Source organism: Bacteroides sp. (assembly GCA_036351255.1).
Classification (GTDB): Bacteria; Bacteroidota; Bacteroidia; order Bacteroidales; family UBA7960; genus UBA7960.
Window position 1 is genome coordinate 1 of sequence record JAZBOS010000068.1, and the last position, 6,106, is coordinate 6,106.

Sequence of the window (6,106 nt, forward strand, 5' to 3'; positions counted from 1 at the left end):
ATATTTTACGTTTTTATGCTAAATTTATAAATTAATAGATAATGAAATAAAGAACCAGCTTATGAAAGAGAATCCGGGAATAGCAAAAATGATCAGGGCACATTTTCTGAGTTCCATCATTGCGCCCATCCTATTGGGAACCCTGCTGGCTTTTCATTTGAATGGCCGGCTGGAGGTGCTGAACTTTTTGATCGTGTTGATTATCGGTATTGGTTTGCATGTAGCCACCAATGTTTATAACGACATTTTTGATACCATACAAGGAACAGATAAGGTAAATGTGCACCGCAATGAATCCAGCGGGGGTTCAGGGGTTTTACTTGATCATCCTGAGCTCATGGGCAAGATGTTTCGTCTGGCCCGCACCGGATTGATCGTAGCCCTTGCCGGAACAATCGCACTCATGCCACTAATTGATAGATCTTTGTGGCCATACCTGTGGGGACTCTTTTTGCTGTCCGCTTTTTTCAGTAAATACTATACAGCTCCCCCGTTCAAGCTGGCTTACAGGGGTTGGGGCGAAATTTCCGTCTGGTTTGCTTTTGGCCCCATGGCTATACTGATAGCCACCGTTGGTCAAAACCTGGGATTGCATCCTTTAATCTGGCTGTTGATGCCTGCTACGGGGCTCAGCACTTCATCCATTCTGCTGGCAGGGCAGATGATTGATCTGGACGCAGACCGCGCAGGAGGTAAGCACGGCGTGGCATCACGCATGGGTACCAGGTTTACTTCTGTACTTTATCTTCTCGTGCAGGCAGGGATTATTACCAATGTTATTTTGTTGTTCATCTTTTTCCCCGGTCATTCCTGGCTTTTCCTTTTTGCATTGATCCCTTACGTTCTCATTTTTCCTAAAGCTGCAGGTATTATTTATAAGCACCACGATAACCCTGACATGATAAAAAAAGGCGCGAAACTAACAGTGCTTATCCATCTGGCCTTTTCCCTTTTGCTTATCCTTGGGTTCGTGATCTATTTGTTTTTGTAATCGCTGAACCTGATGAATGCCTGTTAAAAGATCCATGACAGGAAAAGGTAAAAAGCAAAAGCGGTAAAAGAACCAGCCAGATTTACCAGGTCATTGGGCGTAATGGATTCCAGGGTCTTCCTTTTCTTAAAATAATCCAGCCGAAGCAGTTTATCTTCAGCAAAGGTTCCAAGCAGGGAATCTGCAAAGCAGGCTAAAAACGCTGAGGCGCTGAGGATTGCTATGATGTCCCATTGCCAGGAGCCAAAAAAGAGGAAATAGGATAAGGCAGAGATCATGGTTGCACCGCTCAATGCGGCCATACTGCCAAAGAAAGAGATGCCGCCATTGGTTCCTGCTGGTGCCGTTCTCATCGTCGACAGGAGGAAGCACATTTTATTAAGCAGCGGGCCCACTTCACTGGCCCAGGTATCCGCCGTCACAGCAGCCACAAAAGCGATAAAGAACAGGATGAATATTTCTTCCTGCGTGATTAAAAACAGGGCTGAGCTGATGACCGCCCAGATAATATTGGCCACCACCTGCCAGGCGTTGCGGGCTGTGGATTTATTTTCAAGTCCTTGTTTTGCATGCTTTATTCTCGAAAATGCTGCAGAGCTCAGAAAGAAAAGCAAAACTGGCATCAACCATTGCCAGCCTGCGATGCCTGCCAAATAAAAGCCCAGCAAATAGGCCACAAAGCTTCCCCGGCGGGTAAGAATATGAAGTTTAAATAACAAATAGCACCCTGGCGTCAGCGCCACCAGAATGGCCGACAAATAAAGGGAATTAACCTCATATTGAAAAGTCAGCAGGAAAAACAAGGCAAGCCCGGCCGGAATACTGAAATTATCAGAGCCCCGCATGGATGCAGTTTCAAGAATGACTGCCCATAACAAAGCAAACAGGATGTACGGGAAATTCAAGTGCAAAAAATCGGGCAACAAAAGCCAGAAAATCAAAAAGGCCGACAGGGAGTAGGCAATAATTCCGTAGACACTCTTCCGGTCATGGAAGGTCCGGATCCAACCATTGCCCTTCTTTACCAGACCTGCAAAATTTGCCAATGTATCAGAAATGGAGAGGACCATCAAAGATGAATGAAAATAATACAAGGGCAGGTCATACAAAATCAAATAAGCGGTTAAGATGCCAAGGGGATAATACAGGGTACCCAAACTCGCGTCAGTCGTTTTGTGCAGGAGGTGAAACTCTTTATAATTGAAAGTCAGAAAAGAGAAAATGGTACCGGCTATGATCAGGTACAACAAAACATTCCTTTCCAGCACACAACTCAATATCAGAATAATCAGACCCAATGAAAGATGAATGATTTTCCTGATAATAAGTCCCCTCTGATTTGTCATAGTTCTATTGTCAGCGCAATAAATGCAGAGGGATAAAATTAAACAATTTAACTATAACGATACATGATCAAATAAAACCAGTTTGGGCTAAAGCCCCGATAGATTATGTCACCAATGAACCCGGCATAAATGCCGTGCCTATTGAAACCTTAACCTCAACCTTAACCTTTACCTTAACCTCAACCTTTTACCGAAAACTTATTTTTCTAAATTTGTATATTCCTGAACCCCAAATCACTTCACCCATGAACACAAACATATTAACCAATGAACCGGCAGAAAGCTTTCTTCCCAAGTTTAGTTTTTGGATCGCTTTGCTGACGGCTATTGTCACGCTGGGCACCTTTGTCACGGCGGTGCTCACCCCTCCCCTGTCAGGGCCTTTTTGCCTGGCAGGTTGCTTCGAATATCCTTATCTTGACATCGCTTCCAGGTTTCCACGCGACTATTACTGGATGGTTCCGGCCATTTTTGTTTTCCTGCTGGCCATGGTATTGGTGATCTGTGTTCATCATTACGCGGAGGAACGAAAAAAACTTTTCAGCCAGGCTGGTTTCGCGTTTGCCATCCTGTCGGCCGGGTTGCTGGTCACCAATTATTTCCTGCAGTTGAGTGTGATCCAGCCCAGCTTGCTGAAGGGCGAAACCGATGGCATCTCCATCCTCAGCCAGTTCAATCCCCACGGGGTGTTCATTGTCCTCGAGGAGCTGGGGTTCCTGCTGATGACCCTGTCCTTTTTCGCCCTGACGCCTGTTTTTTCCGGAAAGCGAGGCCTTCAGATCACCCTGTTTTCAGGCTTTCCCCTGGCCCTGGCGGCCCTGGCAATCATCACCGCCGTCCATGGCATTCACCGCGAATACCTCTTCGAGGTGGCCGTCATAAGCATTTCCTGGCTTCAGCTGATCATCGCCTCAAGCTTAATGAGTGTGATGTTTTTCAGGGAATTAAAAAAAACAGCAAAACGGGCATGAGGTTCGTTTAGAATGATAATTCCCGGGAATTCCTTCAGACTCCTGGGCAAGAAACCCCTATGGTATAAAATCCTAAAGCATGCCGAATTAAGAAAAATAACTGCTTTTTTAAATATCATATCTAGGCATAATAAGTATTTTTATATATTTGTTGGAACCAAACATTTTCAATCATGCCCAAACCAGATGAAATTCTTGGCGGGCTGCATGCCCTGGCCAACAATCCTAACCTTTTTGCCATTCAAAGGTATTTGAAAATGAAATGAAAATTTCTGAGCACAAAACAGAGGGGTTCTTTTTAAAATATACCCTGCCCCTATATTTCATCGCTACCTATATATTTTCCTGGCTTTGCTGGCAGGGACTCGGGAATTCCGCTGGAACGGATGGTTTTATTCTTGACAAATCCTGGCTAATAGCCCAAATCGGGGTGTTTGCACCCTCTCTCACGGCCATATTTTTTGGGTTTTTTACCGGGCGGATTTTGCCTTTCCGGAAATTTGCCGGGATGATTTCCATTTATCTGGCAATCATCGCTTTGGGCTTACTAGTATCAGCATACAGGGTAAGTGAACTCGGGCAACTACCCCAATGGATTAAGGCGGCCACACTTATCATGGCAGCTCTGGTTTTTTGTTATTTTCTTTTTCAAAAAAGGGTTCTTTATGCTTCCCAGGTTGCGGGCTCCTCGCGGGTCAAGCTGCTGGGTTATTTCTTTTCAGCCTGGCTTTTCTATCCGCTGTTGTTTTTCCTGTTGTGGGCCTTGTTTCATTTTTTTGCAGGAGGTGCATCGATCGACTTGTTCGGGAAAAAAGGCTGGGGTGTTTTTTCAATATTAAGTTTGACCATTGCTTTCGACTTCCTTTTCGGGGGGGCTGTTGGGGAGGAAATCGGGTGGCGCGGCTTCGCCCTTCCCTTACTTCTGAAGCGCTTCAATCCATTGAAAGCAAGCTTGATACTGGGGGTTTTATGGTCATTCTGGCACCTGCCCATTGACCTGGCAGCAGGCTTTGGTGTCGGGGGAATTGGAGGAATTCTTATCAGGCTGTTTACCGTTTGCCCCATGAGCATCATCATTACCTGGTTCTTCTTACATTCCAGGTTTGGCATCATCACTTCTCTCCTGCTTCATGCAGGAATGAATATGATTCCTGCACTGGGGTTTTCAAATTATGAATTCGTTTTTGGTATGATGATCCTTTTCCAATGGTTATTTGTCATTGGTATCCTGGTGCTTGATAAAACCTTTCTCAAAAAAAATGGCCAAAACATCCTGAGATCCTTTGGGGACAAGGAATCCTCTCTCCTTCACAGTGAATAAATGCATAAAACTTAGTCACTTTTATCCAATCAGCCTGCTGTCCGACACATTCTCCAGGCTTTTGTGGCTGGCAGCCTCAATGGGGTTGTGGAATGCCATAAATACCAGGATGTTTTCGCCCTCTTTAGCCGGGGGCAGGATCAACTCGGCCCGTTTCTCCTTTCGCAGGGCAGCCTGCAGGTTTTCGGTGTTTTCCAGGGTGGTGTCGTTGAGGGCAAGCAGCATCACCTGGTCGTTAACGGAATTGGGCTTCCCGACCTCGGGATCGCCCCAGCTTACCACAATCTTATTGCCCTCGATCGTCTTCAACACATCCTGGGCCCAGGCCCGCTCGCCCTGGCTGATCACCAGCCAGCGAAGGTCGTCGGGGTTCGCGGCATTGCGATAGTTTACAAGGTTGACCGACATGGCGGCGTGAAAGGCGCTGCGCCCCATGGCCTGGGGATTGAAACCCACGCGCACCACCGACCTGACCGATTGCATCACCTTCATCACCTTTGAAAAATCGCTCTGCGCCTCTTTCAGCGCACCCTGGGCCGGGCGCCGCTTGCCCGAGGGACGGCTGCGCATCACCGTTTTTCCAAACATTTCATAGGCCACTACATTGCCAATTTTCCCGCTGAAATTGCCCAAAGGGCCTTCTTTTGTCGATGCCATAATGCTCTTGTTTTAATGGTTCTTCATTGACTTAAATCCATAAGCAAATTTAATCAAGTTCAGAATTAAAACGTAAATAAAACGAATTTTAAACGTAGATAACACGTAGTTTAAACGTGTGTGCACGTTTGAACTACGTCTGAACTACGTGTTAACTACGCCTGAACTACGTTTAAACTCTGAAGCAAATGCGTTCCGGATCCCTCTGTTTTTCCGATCCGTTAATCTCTTAGACTCTAAAAATTTCCTTAAATTCGTCTCAAATCAACCCCATGCCCAATGCGACAGGAATTTAGCACCGTTGACCAGTACATTGCCTCCTTCCCCCCGGAGGTGCAGGAAATCCTGAACAAGATCAGGGCCATTATCCGTGAAAAAGCACCGGATGCCTGGGAGGGCATCAGTTATGACATGCCGGCCTATAAGACCCATGGAAAGGTACTGGTCTACTTTGCCGGGTTTAAACACCACATCGGCTTTTATGCCACGCCTTCGGGCCATGCAGAATTTGCCCGCGAGCTATCACAATTTAAGCAGGGCAAGGGTTCGGTGCAATTTTCACTCAATCAGCCCATCCCTTATGAGCTGATTGGGCAGATGGTGGAGTTCAGGGTGTGGGAAAATAATGAAAGCAGGAAGAAATAGGTTGCCAGGGAGAAGGTTGTTTTCGGGGCCGGACTTATGAAGTCAACTCTTCCCGGCCTGACCCCTCGTATTTTTCTATCATTGCCTTGAACCCAGGCATGTTCCATAAGGGTTTCCATACCGGATCCAGCAACAGCAATCTGACCGATAGCGGACCAGGCACAGCCAGCAGTTC

At 46.4% G+C, this 6,106-nt stretch carries 6 protein-coding genes; 4 read left to right on the plus strand and 2 right to left on the minus strand.

Translation table 11 applies throughout. The features are described from left to right. The first annotated feature begins 61 nt into the window (after positions 1-61). Positions 62-991 carry a prenyltransferase gene (locus V2I46_06135; GenBank protein MEE4177073.1) on the plus strand — a complete coding sequence of 310 codons (930 nt, stop codon included), beginning with the start codon at positions 62-64 and terminating at the stop codon, positions 989-991. Positions 992-1,014: 23 nt separating this feature from the next. Here the strand turns inward: V2I46_06135 and V2I46_06140 are convergent, their stop codons facing one another. Then, complete coding sequence (locus tag V2I46_06140) at positions 1,015-2,337, minus strand: DUF92 domain-containing protein (protein MEE4177074.1); 1,323 nt, start codon at positions 2,335-2,337, stop codon at positions 1,015-1,017. A 245-nt stretch (positions 2,338-2,582) separates the two neighbouring features. Here V2I46_06140 and V2I46_06145 point away from each other — a divergent pair, with 245 nt between their 5' ends. Both V2I46_06145 and V2I46_06150 read left to right on the plus strand, forming a co-directional pair. Then, complete coding sequence (locus V2I46_06145) at positions 2,583-3,308, plus strand: hypothetical protein (GenBank protein MEE4177075.1); 726 nt, start codon at positions 2,583-2,585, stop codon at positions 3,306-3,308. A 262-nt stretch (positions 3,309-3,570) separates the two neighbouring features. Then, the gene (locus V2I46_06150) at positions 3,571-4,629 is read left to right on the plus strand and encodes a CPBP family intramembrane glutamic endopeptidase (protein MEE4177076.1); all 1,059 of its coding nucleotides are present in this window, start codon (positions 3,571-3,573) and stop codon (positions 4,627-4,629) included. A 21-nt stretch (positions 4,630-4,650) separates the two neighbouring features. Here the strand turns inward: V2I46_06150 and V2I46_06155 are convergent, their stop codons facing one another. Beyond that, on the minus strand, positions 4,651-5,286 hold the full coding sequence (locus V2I46_06155; GenBank protein MEE4177077.1) for a DUF6266 family protein: 636 nt from the start codon (positions 5,284-5,286) through the stop codon (positions 4,651-4,653). Between the two features lie 279 nt (positions 5,287-5,565). On the opposite strand from V2I46_06155, the gene V2I46_06160 reads away from it, so the two are divergent. Beyond that, complete coding sequence (locus tag V2I46_06160) at positions 5,566-5,931, plus strand: DUF1801 domain-containing protein (protein ID MEE4177078.1); 366 nt, start codon at positions 5,566-5,568, stop codon at positions 5,929-5,931. Positions 5,932-6,106 lie beyond the last annotated feature (175 nt).

What these genes read in the sequence shown, in the direction of transcription:
- V2I46_06150 (MEE4177076.1), top strand. Translation starts at nt 3,571, where the DNA reads ATGAAAATTTCTGAGCACAAAACAGAGGGGTTCTTTTTAAAATATACC.
- V2I46_06155 (MEE4177077.1), bottom strand. Translation starts at nt 5,286, where the DNA reads ATGGCATCGACAAAAGAAGGCCCTTTGGGCAATTTCAGCGGGAAAATT.
- V2I46_06140 (MEE4177074.1), bottom strand. Translation starts at nt 2,337, where the DNA reads ATGACAAATCAGAGGGGACTTATTATCAGGAAAATCATTCATCTTTCA.
- V2I46_06135 (MEE4177073.1), top strand. Translation starts at nt 62, where the DNA reads ATGAAAGAGAATCCGGGAATAGCAAAAATGATCAGGGCACATTTTCTG.
- V2I46_06145 (MEE4177075.1), top strand. Translation starts at nt 2,583, where the DNA reads ATGAACACAAACATATTAACCAATGAACCGGCAGAAAGCTTTCTTCCC.
- V2I46_06160 (MEE4177078.1), top strand. Translation starts at nt 5,566, where the DNA reads ATGCGACAGGAATTTAGCACCGTTGACCAGTACATTGCCTCCTTCCCC.